This is a genomic window from Bradyrhizobium sp. 2TAF24 (assembly GCF_052115025.1).
In the GTDB taxonomy this organism is placed as follows: domain Bacteria; phylum Pseudomonadota; class Alphaproteobacteria; order Rhizobiales; family Xanthobacteraceae; genus Bradyrhizobium_A.
In genome coordinates this window covers 16873-39466 of record NZ_JBFRFW010000033.1, presented here as the reverse complement: position 1 = coordinate 39466, position 22594 = coordinate 16873, and the positions used below count along the sequence as shown (strand labels likewise).

At 65.4% G+C, this 22594-nt stretch carries 17 protein-coding genes and 1 tRNA gene; 9 read left to right on the top strand and 9 right to left on the bottom strand.

All coding sequences use genetic code 11. The features are described 5' to 3' along the window. Positions 1-4823: filamentous haemagglutinin family protein (locus tag AB4Z37_RS31200; protein ID WP_441520560.1), on the top strand; the 4823-nt coding region annotated here is incomplete at its 5' end. Between the two features lie 180 nt (positions 4824-5003). Then, a complete protein-coding gene (locus AB4Z37_RS31195; protein WP_441520559.1) occupies positions 5004-5423 on the top strand; it encodes a CBS domain-containing protein in 420 nt (139 codons plus the stop codon). Positions 5424-5674: 251 nt separating this feature from the next. On the opposite strand, the gene AB4Z37_RS31190 is transcribed toward AB4Z37_RS31195, so the two are convergent. From AB4Z37_RS31190 to AB4Z37_RS31155, 8 genes are all read right to left on the bottom strand, one after another. Further along, positions 5675-7009: an NAD(P)H-dependent oxidoreductase gene (locus tag AB4Z37_RS31190; RefSeq protein WP_441520558.1), complete on the bottom strand. Its 1335-nt coding sequence runs from the start codon at positions 7007-7009 to the stop codon at positions 5675-5677. Between the two features lie 6 nt (positions 7010-7015). Next, a complete protein-coding gene (locus tag AB4Z37_RS31185) occupies positions 7016-7579 on the bottom strand; it encodes a dTDP-4-dehydrorhamnose 3,5-epimerase family protein (RefSeq protein ID WP_441520557.1) in 564 nt (187 codons plus the stop codon). A 20-nt stretch (positions 7580-7599) separates the two neighbouring features. Further along, positions 7600-8679: a GHMP family kinase ATP-binding protein gene (locus AB4Z37_RS31180; RefSeq protein WP_441520556.1), complete on the bottom strand. Its 1080-nt coding sequence runs from the start codon at positions 8677-8679 to the stop codon at positions 7600-7602. Then, positions 8657-9775 (bottom strand): NAD-dependent epimerase/dehydratase family protein, encoded by a 1119-nt coding sequence (locus AB4Z37_RS31175; protein WP_441520555.1) that lies wholly within the window; start codon positions 9773-9775, stop codon positions 8657-8659. The genes AB4Z37_RS31180 and AB4Z37_RS31175 overlap by 23 nt, the downstream gene beginning before the upstream one ends. Beyond that, complete coding sequence (locus tag AB4Z37_RS31170; protein ID WP_441520554.1) at positions 9768-11018, bottom strand: HAD-IIIA family hydrolase; 1251 nt, start codon at positions 11016-11018, stop codon at positions 9768-9770. The genes AB4Z37_RS31175 and AB4Z37_RS31170 overlap by 8 nt, the downstream gene beginning before the upstream one ends. Continuing rightward, positions 11018-11653 (bottom strand): D-sedoheptulose-7-phosphate isomerase, encoded by a 636-nt coding sequence (locus AB4Z37_RS31165; protein WP_441520553.1) that lies wholly within the window; start codon positions 11651-11653, stop codon positions 11018-11020. The genes AB4Z37_RS31170 and AB4Z37_RS31165 overlap by 1 nt, the downstream gene beginning before the upstream one ends. Before the next feature lie 145 nt (positions 11654-11798). Beyond that, positions 11799-12965 carry a glycosyltransferase family protein gene (locus tag AB4Z37_RS31160; protein WP_441520552.1) on the bottom strand — a complete coding sequence of 389 codons (1167 nt, stop codon included), beginning with the start codon at positions 12963-12965 and terminating at the stop codon, positions 11799-11801. 68 nt (positions 12966-13033) lie between these two features. Beyond that, complete coding sequence (locus tag AB4Z37_RS31155) at positions 13034-14683, bottom strand: GMC family oxidoreductase (protein ID WP_441520551.1); 1650 nt, start codon at positions 14681-14683, stop codon at positions 13034-13036. 259 nt (positions 14684-14942) lie between these two features. On the opposite strand from AB4Z37_RS31155, the gene AB4Z37_RS31150 reads away from it, so the two are divergent. Then, positions 14943-16292: a lipopolysaccharide biosynthesis protein gene (locus AB4Z37_RS31150; protein ID WP_441520550.1), complete on the top strand. Its 1350-nt coding sequence runs from the start codon at positions 14943-14945 to the stop codon at positions 16290-16292. A gap of 11 nt (positions 16293-16303) precedes the next feature. Beyond that, complete coding sequence (locus AB4Z37_RS31145; protein ID WP_441520549.1) at positions 16304-17395, top strand: glycosyltransferase family 4 protein; 1092 nt, start codon at positions 16304-16306, stop codon at positions 17393-17395. A 213-nt stretch (positions 17396-17608) separates the two neighbouring features. On the opposite strand, the gene AB4Z37_RS31140 is transcribed toward AB4Z37_RS31145, so the two are convergent. Further along, a complete protein-coding gene (locus AB4Z37_RS31140) occupies positions 17609-18013 on the bottom strand; it encodes a recombinase family protein (RefSeq protein WP_441520548.1) in 405 nt (134 codons plus the stop codon). A 349-nt stretch (positions 18014-18362) separates the two neighbouring features. Between AB4Z37_RS31140 and AB4Z37_RS31135 the strand changes: the two genes are divergently transcribed. The 5 genes from AB4Z37_RS31135 (at position 18363) to AB4Z37_RS31115 (ending at position 22575) form a co-directional block, all read left to right on the top strand. After that, positions 18363-18439: transfer RNA gene (locus AB4Z37_RS31135), tRNA-Arg, on the top strand. A 561-nt stretch (positions 18440-19000) separates the two neighbouring features. After that, a complete protein-coding gene (locus AB4Z37_RS31130; RefSeq protein ID WP_441520547.1) occupies positions 19001-19876 on the top strand; it encodes a branched-chain amino acid ABC transporter permease in 876 nt (291 codons plus the stop codon). Positions 19877-19884: 8 nt separating this feature from the next. Next, complete coding sequence (locus AB4Z37_RS31125; RefSeq protein WP_441520546.1) at positions 19885-21036, top strand: branched-chain amino acid ABC transporter permease; 1152 nt, start codon at positions 19885-19887, stop codon at positions 21034-21036. Then, positions 21033-21791 (top strand): ABC transporter ATP-binding protein, encoded by a 759-nt coding sequence (locus AB4Z37_RS31120; protein ID WP_441520545.1) that lies wholly within the window; start codon positions 21033-21035, stop codon positions 21789-21791. The genes AB4Z37_RS31125 and AB4Z37_RS31120 overlap by 4 nt, the downstream gene beginning before the upstream one ends. A 10-nt stretch (positions 21792-21801) precedes the next feature. Continuing rightward, a complete protein-coding gene (locus AB4Z37_RS31115) occupies positions 21802-22575 on the top strand; it encodes an ABC transporter ATP-binding protein (protein ID WP_441520544.1) in 774 nt (257 codons plus the stop codon). Positions 22576-22594 lie beyond the last annotated feature (19 nt).

The following is a 22594-nucleotide window of genomic DNA, read 5'->3' as shown; positions in this document are numbered from 1 at the left end:
CGCTGGTGCCGTATCTCGCCGGCAGCATCGACGTCCACGGCCAGACGGTCGACGATTTCGCCGGGCTCAACCGGCGGCTCACCGCAGGTGGCGTGGTCGGCGCCCGCAGCTTCCAGATCAAGCAGGGCGACCTCACCATCGGCGACGAGTTGGTGGCGAACAGCATCACCGTGTCGGTCGATGGCGGCCGGCTGACTGTCAACGGCACGGTCAATGCCAGCGGCGAGCGCGTCGGCACGATCCGGCTGTCGTCGCGCGACGATCTCGTGCTCGGCAGCACTGCCGTGCTCGATGCCCATGGTACGGTGCTGCGGGTCGACAGCTACCAGAAGCCGATCGACGCGCCCAACCGGGCGATTGTCGAGCTGACCACGACCGGGGGCCGGCTCGGTCTTGTCCCCGGGGCGCGCATCGACGTCAGCTCCGCCGCCACCGATACCGTCGCGCGCGGCACGGTCGAGCTCAACGCACCGCGGCTCGGCGGCGCGGGCGGGACGGGCGATGGCGCCAACGACGTGGCGATCGATGCGGCAGGACCGGTGACGATCGCCGGCGCGCGCAGCATCGCGGTCAACGGCTTCCGCTCGTATCAGCCGGCCGGCGGCATCATCAATCAGGCGCTGATGGGCACCGTGCACGGCGCCAGCACGTCCTTCGTCTCGGCAGCGTTGCAGAACGGCGACCTGCAGACCCGGCTCAAGGGCCTGAGCGCCTATACCAATGCCTTCCACCTGCGGCCGGGCGTCGAAATCACCAGCGCGACGCCGACCGGCGATCTCACCATCTCCGGCGACATCGACCTCGCGGGCTATCGCTACGACAGCGTCAATCCGAACACGCAGAGGACGGCAATATACGGCTCCGGCGAGCCGGGCCGGCTGGTGATCCGCGCCGGCGGCAATCTCAATGTCTACGGCAACGTCAGCGACGGTTTCGGTACGCCGCAGCCCGCGGGGGCCAGCGCCCCCAATACGCCGCAGGTCGTGCGGCTGCTGGTGAGTGGCCTCCAACCCTACAACAACGACGTGGTGATCCCGCGCAGCGGCGTGGTGCTGGCGGACGGCACCGCTTTCCAGAGAGGCGGCGTGCTGAACTACGACCTGCCGGTGAAGCAGTTCACGCTGCCCGCGAACATCACCCTGCCTGTCGACACGCCATTGCGGACCGCGCTGCAACTGCCGGCCGGCACGGTGCTGCGTGCGGATGTGCGCAATGCCACGGGCGCTGTGATCTACGCCCGCGGCACGCTGCTGCGGCAGGCCACCACCTTGCCGGCCGGCGTGATCCTCGGCGCCGGCAACCTGTTCACGACGACCGTTAACGTCAATGCGATGGTATGGCCGAAGAACGTGCCGTTGCCCACCGCGCTGATCTTGAATGGCAGCCTGACCCTCGCGATGGGAGCCCTTGTTCCGGGGGGCACGTCGGTCAAGCTGCCCGGCAATGCGGCGTTGGTGCGGTTGCGCAACGATCCGCCCACGAGCGCGATCTGGGCCGCGGCGCCGATGCTGCCGGCAGGGTCGCAATCGTGGTCGGAGCGCTTCGTGGCGGGGGCGGACCTCGCTGCCGCCGACAGCCGCGCCCTGCGGCCGCGCAGTGCCAATCCCGGCAGCCTGGTGCTCGCGGATTCGGCCGTCATGGCGGTGATCTCGGCGGGCGCCCGCCCAACCGCCCAGCTGCAGTTCTCGATGTTGAACGTGCTGCGCACGGGGACCGGTGATCTCGAACTGCTGAGCGGGGGCGATCTGACGGTTCGCACGCCCTATGGCATCTACACCGCAGGTACACCGTCGCTGCTGCCGACCGGCAACGACCAGTACGATCTGCCGCGCGGCCAGTTGCTCGACGGCTCGGTCCTCGGGAGCAACGGGGCGTTCTACGAGGGGCTGGTCAACGGTGGCCCGAACAGCGTCTATCATGCCTGGTATCCGGACGGCGGCGGCAACCTGCTGGTGGCGGCGCAGCGCAACCTGAGCGGTCTTGCGCTCAACAGCGGCAATACCGTGGTGCGCAACCAGGATGGCAATCCCGGCAACTGGCTGTGGCGCCAGGGCGGCGACATTGCCGGCCAGCGCACGGCATGGTGGATCAATTTCGGCAGCCTTGCGCTGCCGCAGCCGGCCGATCCCTCCACATCGCCGATCCTGCTCGGCTTTGCCGGCTTCGGCACGCTCGGTGGCGGTAACGTCACCGTGCTGGCCGGCGGCGATGCCGGGGTGCTGGGCACCCAGAGCGGCAACAACATGGCCTCGAGCTCTTCGACGCTGAACATCGCGATCGGCTCGACCGGGCGCATCACCGCCGACGGACCCCCGATCCTGACCGGTGGCGGCGACCTGCTGTTCAGGGTCGGCGGCCAGCTCAACCCGCTGCAGCCGACGCTGAACACCTCGACATCGCGGAGCGATACCAGCGGCGTGCTGGTCAACCTGCGCGGCCAGATCGATCTGCAGGCCGGGACCATCGGTGGCATCAACCTGACCTATGGCACCAAGACCACGTTCGATCCGCGCTGGCCGGATCTGTACACCGCCAACAGCGGCATCGGCTTCGGCGGGCCGCTGGTGATCCCCGGCGACGCGGTGGTCAACCTGTCGGCGCGTGGCGACCTCGTGCTGTCCGGCGCGGCCGATCCGGGCCGCGTGCTGCTGCAGAACACGACGGGCTACACGGCTGCAGGCACCGCCCATGTCGGCGGCGGCGTCACCTGGTTCAGCCTGTGGCGCAACGAGACCGCGATCAACCTGGTATCGGCCGGCGGCAACCTCATGCCGACCACCCAAAACCGGTTGTCCGGCGCTTCGACGATCGATACCGACACCGACCACGCCTTTGTGTATCCGCCGACGCTGACGGTGCAGGCGGCGAGCGGCAGCATCTATTACGGGGCCTACGCTCCCGGCGACACTACGACCGGGATACCACCGCTGTTGTTGGCGCCGTCGCCGACGGGACAGCTCGAACTGCTGGCCGCTCGCTCGATCTATGCCAGCGGCTACGCGATCAACATCTCCGGCGCCGACCCAAGCGCGCTGGCGACACCGGTCCAGCCGGCGTTCGTCGGGTGGCAACGCGGCGAGCCGGACAGGATCACCAACACCAACGGCACCGGAACGATTTCGAACAACTTCAATATTCTCCAGCCGCGCGGCGTCGAGCTGTTCGCGTTCGGTCCCAACACGGCGACCAACCTGCATGCGAGCGACCCTTCGTCCGCGCTGATCTATGCCGCGACCGGCGATATCGTCGGCTTCAAGAGCGGCGAGGTGGTCACCGGTACTGATCCTGCAACGGCCACTACCTGGTATGTGGCGGCCAAGCCGGTGCGCCTGATCGCGGGGCGCGACATCGTCAGCCTCGGCACGCCGATCGGTACATCGGATTCGGAATCCATGGCGAACAGGACCAGCAACCTGATCGTGCACACCGGCGACAACGACGTCTCGGTGGTGTCGGCCGGGCGCGACATTCTCTATGCCAACCTGCAGGTCGCAGGTCCCGGCACGCTGATGGTATCGGCGGGGCGCAATGTCTACCAGGCCGACAAGGGCGCGGTGACCAGCCTCGGACCGGTTGTGCCCGGCGACCTTCGCTCCGGCGCGTCGGTGGTGATGACGGCGGGCGCCGCAGGCGCGAATTATGCCGGCCTGGTGCGCTATCTCGATCCGGCCAATCTTGCCAACAAGAATGTTCCGCTCGCCGACCAGCCCGGCAAGGTGGTCAAGACCTACGAGAAGGAGCTCGCCGACTGGCTTTCCCAGCAGTACGGCTTCCGCGGCTCCGACGCGGACGTGCGTGCGCGGTTCGCCGCGCTGCCGCCGGACCAGCAGGCCGTGTTCCTGCGGCAGGTGTATTATTGGGAGCTGCGCGAGGGCGGCCGCGAGTTCAACGATGCCAGCGGTCCGCGTCCCGGCTCCTATCTGCGCGGCCGCCAGGCAATCGCGGTGCTATTCCCTGATCATGATGCAAGCGGTGCGCCGATCGGCTACCTCGGCGACATCACCATGTTCGGCGGTGCCGGCGTCCGCACGGTCGCCGGCGGCAGCATCCAGCTGCTCGCGCCGGGCGGCCGGATCGTCCTCGGTGTCGACGGCGTCGTGCCGCCGCCGACGTCGGGCCTGATCACGCAAGGCAAGGGCGACATCGAGACCTACTCGAAGGGCAGCCTGCTGCTCGGCTTGTCGCGCATCATGACGACCTTCGGCGGCGATATCATCGCCTGGTCGGCGGAGGGCGACATCAACGCCGGCCGCGGCGCGAAGACCACCCAGGTCTACACGCCGCCGAAGCGTACATACGACAACTACGGCCGGGTCACGCTGTCGCCGCAGGCGCCGAGCACCGGCGCCGGCATCGCGACGCTGCAGCCGCTGCCCGAGGTGCCGCGCGGCCAGGTCGACCTGATCGCGCCGCTCGGCACCATCGATCCCGGCGAGGCGGGCATCCGCGTCTCCGGCAACCTCAATCTTGCGGCGCTGCACATCGTCAACGCCGCCAACATCGAGGTGAAGGGGACCGCGACCGGCGTGCCAACCGTGCAGGGCCCGCCGATCGGCGCGCTGACCACGGCGGCGAACACCACGGCGGCGAACCAGCAGGCGCCGATGCCGGCCCAGTCGCAGAGCAGCCAGCCGTCGATCATCATGGTCGAGGTGCTCGGCTATGGCGGCGGTGACGGCAGCACACCGGCGGAAGGCGGCAGCACGCCGCGGCGCAAGGACGATCAGCAGACCTACAACACCGACAGCGCGGTGCAGGTGGTCGGCGCCGGACAACTGTCCGACGCCCAGCGCCAGCGCCTCGCGGAGGAGGGGCACCTGTAACAAGTGGCGGGGCGTGTGCACGGAGTGCGGGAGCCGCCCGGTTCCCGCACCCGGAGAGCGGCGTTCCGGGTTTCGCAGCCGGTCACCGGCGCTCCATCCGGAGACAAGATCGGCGTATACTGCGACACCGGCCGCGCCGCCGCGTTGCGCCAGGCGTGGCCGCAGCTCAGGAGGTCCGCCATGAAAGTCAAGGATGTGATGCACAAGGGCGTCGACTGGGTCGGGCCCGATACGCCTGTCACGGAGATCGCCAGGCTGATGCGGGGCCATGACATCGGCTGCATTCCGATCGGCGAGAACGACCGCCTGATCGGCATGGTCACCGACCGTGACATCGTCTGCAACGGCCTTGCCAGCAAGGGCTTTGATGCCACCCGCGCCATGGCGCGGGACGTGATGACGTCAGGCATTCATTGCTGCCGCGAGGACGACGACCTCGCCAAGGCCGTCCATCACATGGAGACGCTGAAGGTCCGGCGGCTGCCGGTGATCAACAAGAGCAGGCGCATGGTCGGCATGATCAGCCTCGGCGACGTCGGCCATGTCGCGCCCGGTGACATGCTGTCGGCGTGCGTCAAGAGCGTCTCTGCGCATCACTGAGGCCGGCGAGGCGTGATCACCTCGCTTTGGCGAGGGAGGGCCGGGGACCCGGTCGAGCGTTTCAGTCAACGCCGACCGGGTGCAGGCTGCAGATGATTGCGCTGTCGCCGCGTGGTTTTGTCATCTGCCGTGGAGCCGCGCGACCTTTCCAAAGTGCGCTCCAGGCAGCGCGTGGCCTCGGCCGCATCGATCCAGGGGAGCGTGCCCGAACCTTCGCCTGTGACAGCTCTGCGTGCCGCCTTCAATTCAGCTCAGGCATTGGCCATCGTCTCGGTGCGGACCGACGGCGGGCTGCAAAAGAAGAACGCATCTTGCTCGCGGCGCAGGGCATCGCACAATCGCCCGGCCGGGATTTCGACGTCGTCGTATCCGAGCACATGGTCTCGCGTGACGCTCCGCCGCAGACGGCAGCCTTCGGCGAGGCCGATCGGGAGAAGGCGCTGCCCGCGAGCGACCTCGGCATTTTCGCACAGGCCGTACGTCATGTAGTGGCCAAGCCCGTCCAGGACCTCGCCAGCCCCGAGATCTCTCTTGGCGGCGGCGACGACGTCGACGTGCGGGGCACCGAGCGGCGTGATGGCTGCATCTCTGAAGATCGCGGCACGGGCAATCGTGAACGGAACTTCGAAGTGACAAAGATGATAGGGCCAGTAGAAGCAGTAGAGCGGGCCCGCTCCCATCTTGTAGAGCGACAGATAGTGCTTCTCGATCGCATCGTTCGTCGTCCCGAGGACGAAGATGCCGGGGTTCGGCATGGCTCCCACGCAGTAATCCACGATACCGGGTCCCCCGAGTAAGGTGTCAATCGGGTACCAGTTGACCGCTTCCTGGATGGGGGTGCCGGGGGCGACGACAGGACCGTGCATCCCGCGCTTTGCCACCCGCATGCCCGTTGCATTGGCGACGATCGCGTTCTCGAAAGATATTTTGGTTCCGTCCGCGAAAGACGTGACCATCGGGGCCTTCATCCCCCATTTTCTGGCGAACCCCTCCTGGGTCGTGGGGTTGCGGTAGGGGTCGTGCAGGCCTTTGATGTTTCCGCACAGCACGGGCCTGACACCCAATCCCTTCACCCATCGGTACAAATTCATGATCACGCCTGGCTGGTCACCTTCCGTGTTCGTGATGACGACCCCGGCGCGGTCGGCATGAACCTTCAGGATCGGGCCGAGCGTGCCGTCGAGTTCGGCATTCATCATGACGACATGCTTGGCACGGGCGATCGCCCGCATGACGACATGGGCGGCGAACTCGATCGTTCCGGTGACCTCCAGAATCACATCGATCCCGTTCGCGTCGCACAGCAGCATCGGATCGTCGGTGATCGCGCGCCGGCCACGGGTGATGCAGTCGTCGAGCTCGTCCGCGCTGCGCACGACTGTGACGTCGCTCTCGCCGGATTCGGCGTAGGCCTGGCGGGCCTCCTCGACATGGCGGTTGGAGATCACGGCCAATTCCATGCCCTTGGTATAGTGCAGCATCTGGCGTGCGATGCCTTTGGCCATGAAGCCGGCGCCCACCATTCCCACCCTGATCGGGGTGCCCGCCCGCTGTAACCGTTCGAGCTCGCGGTCGACGATGAACATCGCTGCCTACTCCTGGTCGGCACTCGCGACGAGGCTGCGCTCGTCCTTGAAATCAGGCCAGCTGCAGTCCTTGTCGGAGATGACGGCGGGCTCGGCGGGCCACTTGATACGAAACGCCGGATCGTTCCAGCGCACCCCCCGCTCGGCGGCTGGCGTGTAGAACTCCGATACGAGGTAGGTGACCTCCGTCTCGTCCGCGAGGGTCAGGAAGGCGTTCGCGCAACCTTTCGGGACGAGGAGTGTGCGGTAGTTTTCTGCACTCAGCTCGACCGCGATATGACGCATGAAGGACGGCGAGTCCGGCCTCAGGTCGAGCAACACGTCATGCACCGCGCCGCGAACGCATCGCAGGAGCTTGTCCTCCTGATAGGGGGCGGTCTGGTAGTGAAAACCGCGCAGCGTGTGCTTGCGGCGGTTGAAGGAGATGTTCATCTGGGCGATGCCGCTGGCGAGGCCGCGATCGCCGAACTCCCGGCTGCACCAGCCGCGGGCGAAGAACCCGCGGTCGTCCGCCCGCTTGTCCAGTTCCACGGTGCAGGCGCCCTCGATGTCGGTGGCCTCAAAAATCATCGGATCCTCCGAGACCGGCGTCACGCGGCCGGATAAAGCACCCGCGAGCCGTGCACCTCGTACCCGAGCGCCACCAGTGGAAGGTCCGAGAGCGCCTGACGCACCCGCTCGCGTTTCTCCGGCTTCACGACGAACATCAGAAATCCGCCGCCACCGGCGCCGCAGAGTTTGCCGCCCTCGGCGCCGGCCTCGAGCGCGCGCGTGTAATGGTGGTCGATCTCCGAGGTGGTGATCTTGGAAGCAAGGCTGCGCTTCAGCACCCAGCCACGGTGAAGAGCCTCGCCCACCTGATCGAGCTCGATGTGCTGGCCGGAGCAGAGTGCCCGAAATTCATAGGCGTCGTTGCGCATGCGCCGCAGGACGTCCAGGTTCTGCGACGTGTTGCTTCGCTGCTCGGTCAGCACCGAGGCCGCCGGGCGCTGATGACCGGTCCAGAACATCATGATGTTGCTGAACAGGTAGGTCGCAGAACCGCTCCTGACCGGCTGCGGCTCGACCATGACGCGGCCGCCCCGCCCGAACCGAAGCAGATTCAGGCCGCCGAAGGCGGCGGCGTACTGGTCCTGTTTGCCGATCGGCTCCTTGAGGACCTCCATCTCGATATAGCAGGCCTCTTCGGCGAGTTGGCCCGCGGTGATGCGCTCGCCGCGGAAGGCATGAAGGGCGTGGAGCAGCCCCACTGCAAACGAGCTCGATCCTCCCATGCCGGTCGAGGCCGGCATGTCGGCAACGGTGCTGATGAAAATCGGCGGTTCGATATTGAGAAACCTGAGGCACTCGCGGGCAATGTTGTTGTCGATCTCGTCGATCGTGTTGACCTGCTCGGTGCGCGAGTAGTTGATCCGGATCGGCTCGTTGAAGATGTCGCTGTGGCGCTTGACGGTGACGTAGACGTATTTGTCGACGGCTGCGCTCAGGACTGCGCCTTCTTCAATCTCGTAGAATTCCGGCAAATCCGTGCCGCCCCCGGCGAAGCTGACGCGCAGCGGGGTCCGCGTCATGACGATGTTGGCTGCACGCCAGCTGGCATAAGCGGATCCTTGCCGCTCATCGAGGACGATGGATGCGGGCTCGCGTTCACGCGTCGATAGGGTTTCCACTGCGCTCGGCCTCCTGGCCCGTTGAGACATGCGCCCCTTCACGGCTGTTGTTGGCCTTGAGATCGGTCCACTTGAGTGTTTCGTCGATCGATCCGCTGTCGAGCAGGTGCCGCAGCCAGCTCAGACGCGTAAAACGCTTGTCCGTGAACATGCCGTGCGTCAGACCGATCTTGCGGAACGCGGCATAAAGCTCCTTCGCTCCGTCCGTTGCAGTCCATCGGAAGCTGAAGGCCGGAAACGTTCGCTTGAACTTGGCAAAATCCGCCTTGTAGGTGCGCTGATCCGCGCCGGGATGCGGCACGCTTGCGAGCTCGCAGCCGGGAACTGCTGCCGCCGCAATTTGTCCGAGATCGCGGATCTGGTGGTTGAGCTGGTCCGCGCCGATGTTGAAGGCCTCGTTGTGGACGGTCTCCAGCGGTGCCTCGACCACCGCCTGAAACGCCCGCGCAACGTCCTGGACGTGGACAACCGGCCGCCACGGCGTGCCATCGCTCTGGATCACAATGCGACCGGTCGTGAAGGCATTGCCCATGAAATCGTTGAGGACGGTGTCGAACCGCATCCGCGGCGAGAGGCCATAGACGGTGCCGTTGCGGCAGAACGTCGGCGAGAAGCGCTCGTCGGCGAGCGCGCGCAGCGCCATCTCCGCCTCGACCTTGGATCGGGCGTATTCGGTGCGCGGCGCCAGCGGCGCAGTTTCGTCGACCACCGCGGCTTCCGACGTCCCGTACATGATGCAAGAGGATGAAAAGATGAAGCGCGGCACGCCGGCCTGTTTCGCAAGCCTCGCAAGGTGGATCGTCCCCTGCGAGTTGATCTCCCGCGTCCAGGCTTCATTCAGGTTGCCGATGGGATCGTTGCTGAGCGCCGCCAGATGGATCACCGCGTCAAAGCCGGCAAGTTCGCTGGCGGTCACATCGCGCAGGTCCTGGTGGATGGTCGGGACGTCCGTATGGTCGGGGACGAGTGTGCACGGCGCGAAATATCCGGTGTCGAGACCGACCACGTCGAAGCCCTGGCCCTGGAGCCAGGGGGCCATGACTGATCCGATATAGCCGTTATTGCCGGTGATGAGGATGCGCTTGTTGTCAGGCATAGGCCCGGGTTCCCAGCAACTGTCGGGTGAGGTCGAGCAGCGAACATGAATCGGTCACGCGGCGAAAGGCGCAGCCAGCCGCCGCCGCTGCCGCGGCGTCGCGCTCGTCGTCGCCGACAAACAGCGTGCGCGTCAGGTCGAGATGGAAGTCCCGCTGGGCCTGATAAAGGAGGCCGGGCTTCGGCTTGCGGCAGTCGCAGCCGTCATCCCAGTCATGGGGACAATAGTAGATCGCATCGATCCGGCCGCCCGCCTGTGCGACCTCCCGCTTCATGCGGTCATGGACGGCTTCGAGGCCGGCCGCGGTCATGACGCCTCGACCGATGCCGGGCTGGTTCGAGGCGAGAATGGTGCGGTAGCCGCGGTCGTGCAAGAGCCGGAGGGCCTCGAGAGCGCCCGGACACCATGCCCACTCATCCCAGTTTCGCACATATTGCGCCGTCGGCGGCTTGCGGTTGAGCACGCCGTCACGATCGAGGATCACGGTTGGCTCCCGCCGCATGAAGGCTTCCGTCGCGGGCAGCCGGTTCAGCGAGCCGACGCTGTAATAGCGGTGATCGCTGCAATAGGCCGTGAGCCGTCCTTGCTGCGCGAGCGGCGTATAGATCGCTTCCTCGAGCAGCGTATCCTGCTCGGGAAGCAGGGCGAGGGCGAGGTCTGTAAGGATTGCGTAGCTGATTTCCACCTGCTGCAGTCCGGGGGTGGTGCGCGAGCGATCGAAGACGCGGACATGACCGTCGCGGTCGAGGAGCGCACTGCCTCGGGAGTAGCGGTCGCTGTTGCTGTAGACGGTGATCAAGGCGGGCTTCCCGGCCTGGCGGAACCGCGCCCACAGCCGGCTCATCTGCATCGGCCAGTAGTTGTCGCAGTAGAGCAGCAGGAAGCAGGGATCGATCATGTGCCGAGCGGTTGCCACTCGGCTGCTGGTCAGTTGGTCGGGATCGGTCACGGAATACGCGATGTGCACGCCCCAGTCACGACCGTCGCCGAAATGGTTCTGAACCACATCGGGCAAATACCCCAGGAGGATCAGGACACGTTCAAAGCCCTGGTCGCGCAACTGCTCGATCTGGTACTCCAGAAATGGCCGGCCCAGAATCGGCACCATCGGCTTCGGCCGGTCATCCGTGATCGGCCGCATTCGGGTGCCCCGTCCGCCCGCGAGGATGACCGCCTGGGTCGGCCGGCGATAGATCCGGCCTTCGATATGGGCGGGCAGGGAATGGGCATCGAACGCGGCCATCAGTTCAGGCCTGACCTGTCGGCAATGAGGCATCTGGTGGCCGCATGGCAGATCGCCGAGTGGACGTCCTCGACGAGCTCGTAGCAACCTTTCTCGGTCTCGACGCACACCGGCTCGTCAACAAGGCCCTTCAGCGCGCCGCCATCGAAGCCGAGCAGCGCCACGGTGGTGAGCTCTCGTTTTCGCGCCAGTTCGACCGCACGCACGAGGTTCGGGGAGTTGCCGCTCGCGGAGATGCACGTCAACACATCCCCCGGGGCTGCGAAATTCTCGAGCTGGCCGGAGAATGCCCTCTCGTAACCTTCATCGTTCGACAGGGCGGAGAACCAGGGCACGTTGTCGGACAGGCACATGACCTTCAACGGCCGGCAGCCAGAGCGCTTGGTCGCCTTGCCAAGGTCATTCACCCAGTGAGAGGCGGTTGAGGAGCTGCCGCCGTTGCCGGCGACGTAGATGAACGCTCCCCGGTCGCGAGCCTCGCGAAAAATCTCGACCAGTCTCTGCACCGCGTGCACCTGAACTTCCGCCAGCACGCGGCGCACATTCTCGAAATGCGTCGCTATGACATCCGACGCCTGCGATGATCTCGACATCATCGGTGACACAGGTGGTGCTTCAGATTGCAGCGTGCGCATGCGCCTGGTTCTCCAGGGTGAATAGCGGCTCAGGTCTTCAACGCATTAGACGCCAGTTGCTGTCGCGCGACATTAACTCTTTGGGGGTAGGCCGGATTGGCTAACGCAAGGTCGTCGCGGTCAATCGTCATGTCGGGCTGCCGCGCTATGCCGGCGAAGGCGCCATCACGGCGGCCGCAACCTCGCTCAGCCGCGACTTGCGATCCTGGAGCTGCGCGAGCGGCTTCATCCCGATGGTGGACAGGATGTGCTCCCAGCGGTACACCCAATCGTGCCGCAAGAGGCAACGCACGGCGTTGGTGCGGCGTACGCGCTCTGTCCGCTCGGGCTGCGCATCCAGTTCGTCGATCACGGCCGCGATATCACTCGACTGCGGCGAGACCTCAATCACCGCATCGGGCCAATCGAAGTACGTGAGATACTCGGCGCATTGCGGCGCAGTTCCGAGGATGATGGCGCCCCCGGCGGCGCCCTCGAACAGTCGTGACGGCAGGACCTGCTCGCCGACGATCTTGTGTGATTTTTCTCCCATCACGGCCGCGGGACTGAAGCCCATGAAATAGCGGGTGCGCTTGATGATATTGGCAAGAAGCAGTCGATGCTCCCGCCAGTCCTTGACCTGTGAATCGCTGCTGGAAAGTGAATCGTAGAGATAGAAGAACTTGCGGCGTTCAGCCAGCGCCACCAGTTGCTGATGGGGCCCCGCCGCGCGGCTACCCATCGAATAGACATCGATGACCCGCTCGGGCGGCGACGGATACGGCGTGGCAACCAGACAATCGACGCCCGTCGCCAGAAAGGAGCAGGAGGCGGCCGTGTAGGAGGAAAGCCGCGGCACGCTTGCGCTGTGAAGCAGGAACACGTGGTCGAACTGATCCAGCAGTTTCAGGTAATGGCGGTCCTGTTCGAGCGTGCTGGACCACAGCTCGAACAGATAGGCCACGGCAATCTTGCAGCGGCCGCGCCAGTTCCGGATACGCGAGAGTTCGACGAAGCTTTGCGGACTCCAGCCGACAAAGAAGAAGACGTCGTAATTCTGGTCGAGCACGACCGGCCCGATCGTTGGGGCGTTCTTCAGTCCGAACCCCTTGCGGACGCCGTTGACAAGCCTGTTGAAGTCGCGCTGGACGTTCTGACTGTCATGAGGCGGCAGGATGCCGCCGAGATACCTTGCCAGATAGTTGTCGATGCCGGGCGCGACGAGGTCCGCATCATCACACTCGGTGATGATGCGGCAGAATTCGTAGGACAGCGCGAAGTGCGCGCGATCTTTCGCGTTGAAGTCGGAAGCAACGAGGATGCGCCTCTTCAAGGACAGGCCCTCCGTGTGACCTTTGGCCTTTAGCTGTTGAATTGCGGTCAGCGCTTGTCAGGCGGGGCTCAGCCGGGCTCAAGGGCGAGGACGGAGGGGGCAGCCTGCATGGCGGGCGGAGGATGCCGTCCCAGGATCATGTCCGCGGCTTTTTCTCCGATCATGAACACGGCCGCGGAGGTGTTGGCGGAGGGCACGGTCGGCATGATCGAGGCATCCGCGATCCGCAGATTCTCGATACCATGGACACGCAACTGGTCGTCGACCACCGAGGCCGGGTTGTCCCGTGGGCCCATCTGGCACGTTCCGCACACGTGATATGACGTCAGTCCGGCTTCCCGCGCATATTCCAGGCACTGGGAATCGGTCGTGACCGCGGGGCCGGGCAGCTCTTCGCCGCAGGAGTATGGCTGAAGCTCCTGTGCACCGAGCAGCCGCCGCATCATCCGGATGCCGTCGACGGCAACGCGCTGATCCCTCTCGTCCACCAGAAAGTTGGGTTGAATGACCGGGGCTTGGAAGGGGTCAGGCGAGCGCGCGCGGACGAAGCCTCTGCTGTTCGGCCGCAGCTGATAGAATCCCGGCTTGAGGACAGGAAAGCGTTCCCTCAGGTTGGAATAATTCCCGATGGCCACATCGATCTGGACGTCGGGAGTGGCGGAGATATCCTGCGAGTTGGCGAAGCCGTACACGAGCGACGGACTTAAGGCGAGAACGCTTGGCAGGCCGAGCATCCATTTTGTGCCTTCGCGAAGCAGAGCGAGGCCTCGCCCGCTGATCGTCTTGCCTCTCACCCGGACGATGAAATGGATCATGTAGTGGTCCTGCAGGTTCGCGCCGACCCCGGGCAAGTCGTGCAGGACCGGAATCCCAAGATCTGCGAGCAGAGCGGGCGGACCGACCCCTGAAATCTGCAGCAGCTTGGGCGTATTGGCGGCGCCGGCGGCCAGGATGACCTCGCGACGGGCTTTCACCTCGCGGGCGGGGTGGGCTGGTCCCTGCGCGTACCGGACGCCGACCGCCCGCTGTCCCTCGAGCAGCACCGCAGTGACCTGGGCTCGGGTCCGAATATCCAGGTTGCGATGTCTGGCCACCGGCCGCAGGAAGGCCCGGGCCGCGCTCACGCGCCAGCCGTTTTCGATATAGCGCTGATAATACCCGACCCCCGCCTGCGTTGCGCCGTTGTAGTCGGGATTGCGCGGCAGTCCCAGGTTGCAGGCCGCCGCAATGAATGAATCGCAAAGCGGATGTCGCACATCGCAGTCGGTGATGGGAAGTGGACCCTCTTGGCCCCGGTATGCGGTATCGCAAGCCCCGATTCGACGTTCGGTCCTTCTGAAGTAGGGAAGCACGTCAGCGTAGCCCCAGCCGCGGTTGCCGCGTCGGGCCCAGCCATCGAAATCCTCGGAATGACCGCGGTTGTAGTTCATTCCGTTGATCGCGGTCGAGCCACCGAGCGTCTTGCCCTGCGGAATGGGGATGGCCCGGTTCGCGGTCGCCGCGTTCGGCTCGGTCTCGAACTGCCAGGCATATTTTGGAATCGACGAGGCCTTGTAGACCCCGGCCGGGATCCGCAGGAAGACACTGGTGTCGGGCGGTCCCGCTTCGAGCAGGCAAACGGTGCAGGATTTCGTGGCCGCAAGCCGGCTGGCCACCACGCACCCCGCGGCTCCGGCGCCGACGATGACATAGTCGAAGACCTCCGACGCCGCCAACATGTGTTGTACCCCCGCGGGTGCCACTGCAGGGAGAATGTTAGCCGATGGCTTCGCACTGCACTTGGCTCATTGGAGTTACCACTTCGGAGTGCTTTTTGCCGTGATCGTTCACGGGCATGCTCCGGAGTTGCCGCGCAACTGAGATGAACGGGGGCGTCCCCGCAAAGGGGATCGGCGTTGCTTCATGTCTGCAGCTTCACCTGGCCGAACGGCCAGGATTGGTGCGGGGACGTGTGACCTTCCCCAGCGAGAATTGCTGATGAGCCTGCGTAAGCAAGCGGCCAGTTTGGCCATCATGCATGCAGCCGATGTCCTGCAGCCGCTCCTCATTCTGCCCTATGCGGGCAGGGTTTTGGGACCCCTGCATTTTGGACAATACGCCTACGCCCTCAGTGTCGGATGGCTCGCCGCCACGATCGTGGACTATGGTTTTCACTGGACTGCGCAACGCGCGGTGGCGTCGGCGCGGCATGAGCCGGCTGTCATCGCCGCGCTTTTCGCGGAGGTCACCGTCACGAAGGCCATGCTGTGCTGCGTGGTGATGCTCGTTGGCTTTACCGCCGCGGGTGGCTTTCTGGCTGTCAGCAAGCCGGTTTTTTTCTGCACCATGTTGACGCCGATCGGCGGCATCTTGTTTCCGACCTGGCTGTTCATCGCCTTGGAACGGGCGTGGGAAGCCGCTGTCGCGGTGCTCATTGGTCGCTGTCTGGCCCTGGTGTGCTTCCTGACGATGGTGACGTCGTCCGCCGAGACCGGCCTTGCCGTGGCGATTCAGAGTTCGATCGGCTTTGTCGCCGCCCTCGTCAGCCTGCCGGTGATCCTGTCCGTCGGCTTCGGCGGCTTCAGGGCCGTGACGCCGTCCACGGTTGGAATGCAGCTTCGAAGCGGCTGGCGCGGCTTTCTCTTTGCCCTTGTCGAAAGGATACTCGTGGCTCTGCCCGTTCCGCTTGTCGAGCATTTCGCCGGTTACGTCGCCGCCGGAAACTATTCGATCGCCGAGAAGTTCGTAAATGCCACGCGGCCATTTTTTCGAGCGATGTGGGAAACGCTTCTGCCGAGAGTGGCCTATTGCGCGCGCCATGACCCGCAGGCGGGGCTCGTTCTGATCCGGCGCTCCTTGCTGACCCTCGTCGTCGGTGCGGCTTTCAGCCTCTTTCTGTTCTTTCTGGCGCCCTATGTCATCGTTCTCCTGTTCGGCGAGAGCTTTTCGGGAGCGATCCCGATCGTTCGGGTGATGTCCATCATCCCCGTTCTGATCAACGCCAATACCTGCACGTCGAACCTCTATATGTTCACCTACGGTCACGAGCGCGCCTGGGCATCTCTCAACGTGGTGGGGATGTTGATCTTCCTCGGCGTCGCATACCTGCTTTGCCGCCAGCTCGCGAACCCTGCGGTCGCGGTCGCGATCGCGCTCATCGCCAGGGAATGCGTGGTGCTGGTGGTCTCGGCGGGGTTTTTCTTCACGTTTGGCTCGACCAGAGCCGGCAGTCCCGCAACCCAGGGTGACGGCGAAGCGCGCACAAGCGACCTTGCAGCGCGCTCCGTGCTGGCCTCGCCCGCCGGCGCCGTGCCGTCCTGGCGCCGTCAGCTCCGCCTCAAACGCTAGGAGGCGATCGCATGCGTATTGTTCTCACTCGGCGCGAGGCTCTCGACGCGCCCGACGGCATCAATATTTCGATGGTGACGCTTGCTGAGGCCCTGTCCGATCTCGGGCACGAGGTGATGATCGTTGTCGCGAACCTTCAGAGCCGTGCCGAGTACCAGCGTCTTCTCGCTCCTCGTCTTGATCTTCCGATCGTGGCCTTGAGCCGCGCGCCGTTGAGCGGGCTTGCTTCCGTCACGGCCTGGCTTCGCGCGAAGTGGATTATCGATCGCTTCGCGCCGGACCTCGTCATTCACAACGAGGCGGTGCCCGTTCCGCTCCGCGGCACGATCGTTCAGGTCGTCCATAATCTCGAGCCGCGCAGCGGACGTCTTGCTCCGGTGTGGCGGGGTATTCGGCGCTTCAGCACCAGGCGGAGCGACCATGTGGTCGCCACGACGACGGAGCTTCGCGACGAACTGGTTCGTGATCTCGGCATGCCGCGGCACCAGCTCGCGGTCATTCCCAAATGCATCGATCTTCAGGCTTACCATGGGATTGACCTTGCGGTGCGCGAGCGGGCGATCCTCCATTCCGGAACATCGGCCTACAAGGATCCCGCCGCCACGATTGCGGCATTCAGCGTGCTCGATGATCCGTCCGTCGGCCTCTATATTGCGGGCGATATCACTCAACCGACGCAGGCGGCCGTCGATGCTCTCCCCGATCGGCTTCGTGCGCGCGTCACTCTGCTGGGACCCGCGGATGGGCAGACCGTGCGGATGCTGCATGGCCGCGTGAGGGTCGCCGCCTTCCCAACGCGCTATGCGATCCCTGTCGCGTCAGCCACCGTCATGGAAGCGATCGCCAGCGCAACGCCCATTGTCGGCTCCGCGCGCATCAGTCGGGATTTGCTCGTGCATGACGTGAACGGGCTTGTGGCCGATACAAGCCCAGGCACGATGGCGATCGCGCTCGGATCCGTCCTGAATGACGATGCGCTGTGGCGGCGGCTGTCCGCAGGGGCCAGCACAATGGTCCGGCAGTTCGATGGCATTCGGGTCGCGCAGCGCTACGTCGAACTTGCGTCCACGGGACGCCAGCGGCAGCCGGCGGTCCGCTTCTGACGTTCACACGCGGTGTCGGCGGGCCTCATTGCGAATGCTGGGCACATCAGGGTCGCTCGCAGAAAAATGGCTTGTCGGGTACGGCTGCGGTTGAGGAGACCATCCGTCGGCGCGGGGCGGGGGCGGGGGCGGGGGCGGGGGCGGGGGCCGGGGAGCGTGGCTGCGATCATCGATCAATAACGCCAGCTCCTGGCCGCACGCCGGACGCGATCGTTACCGTCCGCGCCTCCAACCGAGAGCGAGGTCCCACAGCACAGATCGCAGCGGGGACGCGCCGAGCGACCAAAGTGGCGCCGACCCCAGGATCATACGTCCGGTCGTGGTGCTCGTGTCGATCGGCGTATGGAGGATGCGAAGGCCGACGCCCTTGCTGCCAAGCCGCTCGATGAGTGCCAGCACCCCTCGCGTCGAATGTGCCACCCGATAGGGTTTCGTGATCGCGATCACGTCTCCCTTTCGCGCGAGGTCGATCGCCCGCTCCAGCTCCGGCATCGTCCCGAAGACGCTGGCCTTCTCGCAAAAATACTGCTGCGCCCCGATCGCGGCCAGATCGCGCTTCTGAGCGTCAAGTCGCGCGACGGGCTCGAGTGGACCAATGCGACAATAGCCCACGATCACCGGCGTTCCCCTGGTAGCCGCACATCCAAGGCCGGTACGAAGCACGAGCAGCCGTGAGCGGCAGGTCAACACAGTTGTGGCGGGCACACTGGGCCAATCCGCCGCCCGGCGCAAGTTTGAGGTTTCGGTGTCGCCGGGAGGCGCCTGCCGGGGCGGCACCGACATTCGGGGGACGCGATGAGGTCCGCATGGGAGCGTCAGGAAGAACTTCTGCCGGACGCAGACGGAGCGGCCGCGCGGCGACGCCGCAGCCCCTGCGGAAAAGTCGAACGCTCCCTGGGGGAAATGGCTTCGCCGGCCCATATTGGGGCTGGCATTCGGGGGGCGCCCCGCTATGGTGGCGCCGCACGCGCTCGTAGCTCAGCTGGATAGAGCATCGGATTTCGATTCCGAGGGTCGGGAGTTCGAATCTCTCCGAGCGCGCCACCTCCAATGCTGCGCTTGGAGCTTGCGGGCCCATCCCAGAATAGCCCTCGACGGCCCCAGCCATCCGATAGCTGTGTTCGGCGCTTTCGTCGGCGGCAGAGGGGAGTGGCGCGGTCCTTCCGCGCCGCCTGGAGCGAGCGAAGGCCTGCCATGATCTCGTTCCGGGCCCTGGAGCCTGCAACATCGGGACCGTCGGCAAGCTCATCAATCGCCTGAACAGCCGCAGCCTTTCGCGCAGCACTTCGTCGGCATTGTGGTCGCGGCCGGGCTTGACGACGGGCCAGGACCTTGGGGAACGGCCATGGGCCCGTGCGGCGGCGCCCCGTCGTTGGCGCGTCATGCCGCATTGACGTCGCCATGCCGGATTTGCCAGCCGTCGGCGCGGGTTGCTCACCGTCCGGCGTGGGCCCTTTGTTGACATGCCGCGGCGATTTGAGGCTCAATGACGTCAGCCAACGTTACGCTTCTATGGAAGGCCAGCGCGGTCGGACGATGACACCGCGCGAGACGCGCGAGAAAGCGATCGGGAGAATCGCTGCGTGTCGGGGGAGGGAAACGGCGATGCTGGACTTCGTTCAGCAGTTGGTGAGCGGTGTGGCGCTGGGCTGTGTGTACGGCCTGATCGCGCTTGGCTTCGTGCTGGTCTACAAGGCAACCGAGGTCGTCAATTTCGCCCAGGGCGACCTGATGATGCTGGGCGGCTTCTTCGCCTTCACCTTCATCGGCATTCTCGGCCTCAATTACTGGATCGGCTTTGTCGCGGCGGTCGCGGCCATGGCGCTGCTCGGCATGCTGGCGGAGCGGCTGGTGGTGCGGCCGATCCTCGGCTACCCGCAGTTCTCCATCGTCATGGCCACCATCGGCCTTGGCTACTTCCTGCGCTCGGTCGCGGGCATGATCTGGGGCACCGACGACCTCAAGATCGAGACGCCGTTCAGCCAGGGCGTCGTCCGGCTCGGCAGCCTGGTGCTGGCCTATGACAAGCTCTCGGTGATCGCCGCCACGCTGGTCCTGTGCGCGCTGCTCTACCTGTTCTTCAACCGCACCACGCTCGGGACGGCCATGCGCGCCAGTTCCGAGAACATGCTGGCCGCCTACTACATGGGCATCCCGGTCAAGCGGGTGGTGTCGATGGTATGGGCGATCAGTGCGGCGGTTGCAACTTGCGCGGGAGTTCTGCTGGCGCCGATCACCTTCATCCACTCCAACGTCGGTCTGGCGCTGGGCCTGAAGGCATTCCCGGCAGCGGTGCTCGGCGGCTTCGGCTCGATCCCGGGAGCCGTGGTCGGCGGCGTGCTGATCGGCGTGATCGAGAGCCTGGCCGGCTTCTACCTGCCGCCGGGCTGGAAGGACGTCGCCCCTTACGTGGTGCTGCTGGCGGTGCTGCTGGTCCGCCCCGAAGGGCTGTTCGGCGCCCACGCGCGCAAGAAGGTGTGAGGGCGGTCATGCGGTTCATGTTCAAGACCGACTATGACGACGACATCCGCCTGTTCCCGCACCGCGGCGCGGTGGTATGCTACGCGCTGCTGCTCGGCCTGTTGCTGCTCGCGCCCTCCGTGCTCGGCAGCTATTTCCTCAGCCAGCTCGTCTTCGTCTGCATCTACGCCATTGTCGGCGTCGGGCTGATGATCCTGACCGGTTTCACCGGGCAGGCCTCGCTCGGCCATGCCGCGTTCCTCGCCATCGGCGCCTACACCACGGCCTATCTGCAGCAGCGCGGCGTGCCGTTCCCGGCCTATTTCCTCGCCGCCGGCCTGTTGACGGGGATGATCGGCGCGCTGGTCGGTTTCCCGGCGCTGCGGCTGCAGGGCATCTATCTCGTGATCGCCACCATCTCCTTCGCCTTCATCGTCGAGGAGGTGCTGGCGCGCTGGGAAAGCGTCACCAACGGCAACGATGGCATGCGGGTCAAGGCGATCCAGTGGCTCGGCCAGAGCGTGCCGCGCGACAGCGCGGCGTTCTATTACCTCTGTCTCGGCGTGCTGGTGCTGACCGTCGTCGGCGCGCTCAACCTGCTGCGCTCGCCGACCGGGCGCGCCTTCATCGCCATCCGCGACAGCGAGACCGCGGCGCGCAGCATGGGCATCAATGTCGCGCGCTACAAGGTCAAGTCGTTCGCGATCAGCGCCGCGATCACCGGCTTCGCCGGGTGTCTCTACGCCCACAAGCTGTCGTTCATCAGTCCCGAAATGTTCACCCTGCAGCTCTCGATCGAGTTCATCATGGTGATCATCATCGGCGGCGCCTTCAGCCTGCACGGTGCGGTGCTCGGTGCGATCTTCATCGTCATGGTCGATCCGTTCCTGACCTATCTCAAGGACGATGTGCCGACCGTTATCGCCGGCATCGCCGCAACGTTCGGGGCCGGGGCGGCGCGCGCGGCGGCGATCCGTGACGCCGTGGCTGCGTTCGCCGCCGCCAACGGCCTCAAAGGCGCGATCTACGGGCTGATCGTGATGCTGTTCATCCTGTTCGAGCCGCTCGGCCTCTATGGCCGCTGGGTCAAGATCAAGCTCTACTTCCAGCTGTTCCCGCTCTATAAGCGCGCGACCTTCAAGCGGCAGAAGGTCTACGTCAAATCGGAGCGGAACCGATGAGCTACTTCCGCGCCGAGAACCTGTCGCTGCATTTCGGAGGCCTCAAGGCGGTCGATGCGGTGAGCTTTGCGGTGGAGAAGGGCGAGATTCTCTCCATCATCGGCCCCAATGGCGCCGGCAAGAGCTCGATCTTCAACCTGATTTCACGGATCTACCCGCCGACCGCGGGACGGCTGGTGTTCGAGGATCAGGACATCACGGCGGCGCCGGCAAGCGACATCGCCCGGTTCGGGATCGCACGGACGTTTCAGAACATCGAGCTGTTCGAGAACGCCACCGTGCTCAGCAACCTGCTGGTCGGCCGCCACCGCCATTGCCGCACGCGGCTGTGGCAGGAGCTGCTGTTCCTGCCGAACGTGCACCGTGCGGAGAAGGATCATCGCCGCCATGTCGAACGGGTCATCGAGTTTCTTGATCTCGAAGCCTATCGCGACAAGCTGATCTCCGGGCTGCCGTACGGCGTGCGCAAGGTGATCGAGCTGGCGCGTGCGCTGTGCACCGAGCCGAAGCTGATCCTGCTGGACGAGCCGTCGTCGGGGCTCAATGTCGAGGAGACCGACGACATGTCGTTCTGGATCCGCGACATGAAGACCGAGCTCGGCATCACCGTGCTGATGGTCGAGCACGACATGAGCCTCGTCAACCGCGTCTCAGACCGGGTGATCGCGCTGAACTACGGCCGGGTGCTCGCGATCGGCTCGCCGGCCGAGGTTCAGGCCCACCCCGACGTCGTCGCCGCCTATCTCGGAGCCTGAGGACGGAGCCATGAACGATACCATCCTCAAGCTCACCAACGTCGAAAGCTACTACGGCCCGATCATGGCGATCCGCGGCATCAGCCTCGAGGTGGCGCGCGGCCAGATCGTGGCGCTGCTCGGCGCCAACGGTGCCGGCAAGACCACCGTGCTCAAGACCATCTCCGGCATTCTCGATCCGCAGAAGGGGACGATCGAATTCCGGGGGCAGCCGATCCAGCGCATGGAGGCGAACCGCATCGTCGCCATGGGGCTCAGCCATGTGCCGGAGGGGCGGGAGGTGTTTCCGTTCCTCAGCGTGCGGGAGAATTTGATGATGGGCGCGTTCCTGCGCCGCGACCGCGATGGCGTCGCGGCGGACCTCGAGCGGGTCTACGGCTACTTTCCGCGCCTGCGCGAGCGGCTGCAGCAGCCGGCCGGCCAGCTGTCCGGCGGCGAGCAGCAGATGCTGGCGATCGGGCGGGCGCTGATGAACCGGCCGACATTGCTGCTGCTGGACGAGCCGTCGCTCGGCCTGTCGCCGCTGCTGGTGAAGGAGATCTTCGCCATCATCCGCCGCGTCAACGAAGAGCAGGGCACCTCGATCCTGCTGGTCGAGCAGAACGCCAAGGTGGCGCTCGAGACCGCGCACTATGGCTATGTGATGGAGGTCGGCCGCGTCGTCATGAACGACAGCTGCGCGCGGCTGCTCAACTCCAGGGACATCCAGGAATTCTACCTTGGCGCCAAGGAGGCGGGGGCGCGGGGCGAGCGGCGCTGGAAGAAAAAGAAAACGTGGCGATGACAGCCGGCTGAGGGCCGGT